Annotated in this window: 1 protein-coding gene; it reads right to left on the reverse strand. The window is 70.2% G+C overall.

All coding sequences use genetic code 11. The features are described 5' to 3' along the window. On the reverse strand, positions 1-2,714 hold a 2,714-nt coding region (locus ABT245_RS45655), incomplete at both ends, for an SDR family NAD(P)-dependent oxidoreductase (RefSeq protein WP_351747019.1).

Consider the following 2,714-nt stretch of genomic DNA (forward strand, 5'->3'; position numbering starts at 1 on the left):
GTGGCCAGGTGCAGGGCGACCAGCGACGACGAGCAGGCGGTGTCCACGGTCACCGCCGGGCCTTCCAGACCGAACGTGTAGGAGATACGGCCGGACACCACGCTGGTCGTGTTGCCTGTCAGCCGGTAACCCTCCGTGCTTCGGGCGCCAGCGTCGTCGCCGGAGAGCAGTGAGACGTAGTCCTGTCCGTTACCGCCCACAAAGACGCCGGTGCGGCTGCCGCGCAGCGACGACGGGTCGATGCCCGCCCGCTCGAACGCCTCCCATGAGGTCTCCAGGAGCAGGCGTTGCTGCGGGTCCATCGCCAGCGCCTCACGCGGCGAGATCCCGAAGAACTCCGCGTCGAAGTCGGCCGCGTCATACAGGAAACTCCCGGAGGTGGCGAAGCTGCTGCCGGCCGTGTCGGGCGCCGACTCCAGGAGCGCGTCGAGGTTCCAGCCCCGGTCAGACGGAAAGTCGCCGGTGGTGTCCCGACCAGCGCGGACAAGTTCCCAGAGGTCTTCGGGCCCGCGTACCGAGCCTGGGAAACGGCAGCTCATACTGACGACGGCGATCGGGTCAGTGTCGTCGCCCGGACCACTCTTCAACGCTTCGGAAGCGTCCATGGCGGAGCCGTCCGCGGTGAAAGTGTCGGCGAGATGGGCGACGAGCCGGTCCGGTGTGGGGTGGTCGAAGACCATCGTGGCCGGCAGTGGGACACCGAGCGCTGCGCTCAGCCTGCCGCGCAACTCCACTGCAGTCAGCGAGTCGAAGCCCAGAGCCTTGAAGGGACGGTCGGCGTCGACCTCCCCGGACCCGGTGTACCCGAGCACCGCCGCCACCTCCCGCGTCACCTCGGCCAGCAGCCAGGAACGGCGTTCACCGGGCGGCAGCGCACCGAGGCGCCGCCGCAATGCCTGTCCGGGCATCGTGTCAGTGCTGTCCGATACGGCCGACGCGCCGGCCGTATCACCCACGTCGGGTACCTCGGCGATCGATGACAGGAACGGGCTCGGCCGAACCGACACGAAGGTCGTATAGAACGTCTCCCATACCACGTCGGCGACGGTCAGAGAGGTGTCGCTGGTCTCCGTGATCGCCTGCTCCAGGCATGCGAGAGCCAGCTCGGGCCGCAGCGGCAGCAGGCCACGGCGGCGCGAGTGCTCGCCGGCCTCACCCAGCGCCATTCCCGCATCGGCCCATGGCCCCCAGGCGACCGACGTCGCGACCAGTCCTCGGCTCCTACGGCGCTGTGCCAGTGCGTCGAGCTGCGCGTTCGCGGCGCCGTACGCCGCCTGTCCACCGGTGCCCCACACGCCGGACACGGACGAGAAGAGGACGAACGCGTCCAACGCACACCCATGCGTCAGCTCGTCGAGGTGAAGCGCACCCGCCACCTTCGCCCGTACGACCTCGGCGAACTCGTCATCGGACGTATCCAACAGGGGGTTCAACTGGCCGACGCCCGCCGTGTGCACGACGGCCGTCAACGGGACCTCCGCCGGTACGGAATCCAGGAGCCGCTCCACCTCGGCCCGGTCCGCCACGTCGCACGCCGTGACGGTCACTTTGGCGCCGATGGCGACCAACTCGTCCCGCAGCGCTTCTGCACCCGGTGCCTCCGCACCCCGTCGGCCGACCAGGAGCAGGTGCTCCGCCCCCAAAGCAGCCAACCGACGTGCCACGTGACCTCCCAAAGCGCCCGTCCCGCCAGTGATGAGGACGGTGCCGCGCGGCTTCCACCCCGGAGTGCCTCCGGTGACACGCCGCTCAGCAGCCGGGCGCCGCACCAGCCTGCGTACGAACAGCCCGGACCGCCGCAACGCGATCTGGTCCTCGCCGCCGCAGCGGTGGCCGCCCTGCGTCGGGGTCTCGGCCGAGCCCGGCTCTGCCACGTCCCCGGCGTTGGCCAACACCGCCGTCAGACGCTGAAGAGTCCGTACGTCCAGCCGCTCGGGCAGGTCCACCAGACCGCCCCAGACGATCGGACCCTCCAGGGCCACGGCCCGTCCGAGGCCCCACACTTGCGCCTGGGCATCGCTGCGCAGCGGGTCCGACCGCCCCGTCGCCACCGCACCGCTGGTCACGCACCATAGAGGAGCGGGCACACTGTGCTCCGCGAGCACCCGCACCAGCCCGATGGTGGCGACAGTGCCGGACGTCAGCGGGCCGTGATACGCATCAGGGCGCTCGTCCAGTGCGAGCAGCGACAGGATCCCTGCAGGACGCGCCCCGTCGTGCAGCGCATCAGTGACGGGTCCGAAGGCCTCGTCGTGCGGCTGGACAGTGACGAGCCGCACGACCGCGCCGCCCTGAGTGAGGACCTGGGCGAGGGCGGTGCTCACCTCCGGGTCCGGCAGCTCCGCGGGCATGACCAACAACCACGCTCCCCGGAGACCGCTCGTGTCACCAGCTGACGCCGGCACCCACTCGACGCCGTAGCGCAGCGAGTCCACGGCTGACAGCTCACGCTGCCGACGCCGCCACTGCGCGAGAGCGGGCAGCGCCGTGCCCAGCGCGTCCCCACCGTCCGAGTCAACCAGCCCCAAGGTCCGGGACAGAATCTCGGCGTCCTCCCGCTCAACGGCGTCCCAGAACTGTGCTTCACCCAGGTCGGATATCTCAGTCTGCTCTGTAGTGGGTGTGTGGTGGAGCCAGTAGGTGTGGTGTTGGAAGGGGTAGGTGGGGAGGGGGGTGTGGGTGGTGGTGTTGGTGGGCCAGGTGGGTGTGTGGCC

The sequence above is a fragment of the Streptomyces sp. NPDC001508 genome, assembly GCF_040298665.1.
Taxonomy (GTDB): Bacteria; Actinomycetota; Actinomycetes; order Streptomycetales; family Streptomycetaceae; genus Streptomyces.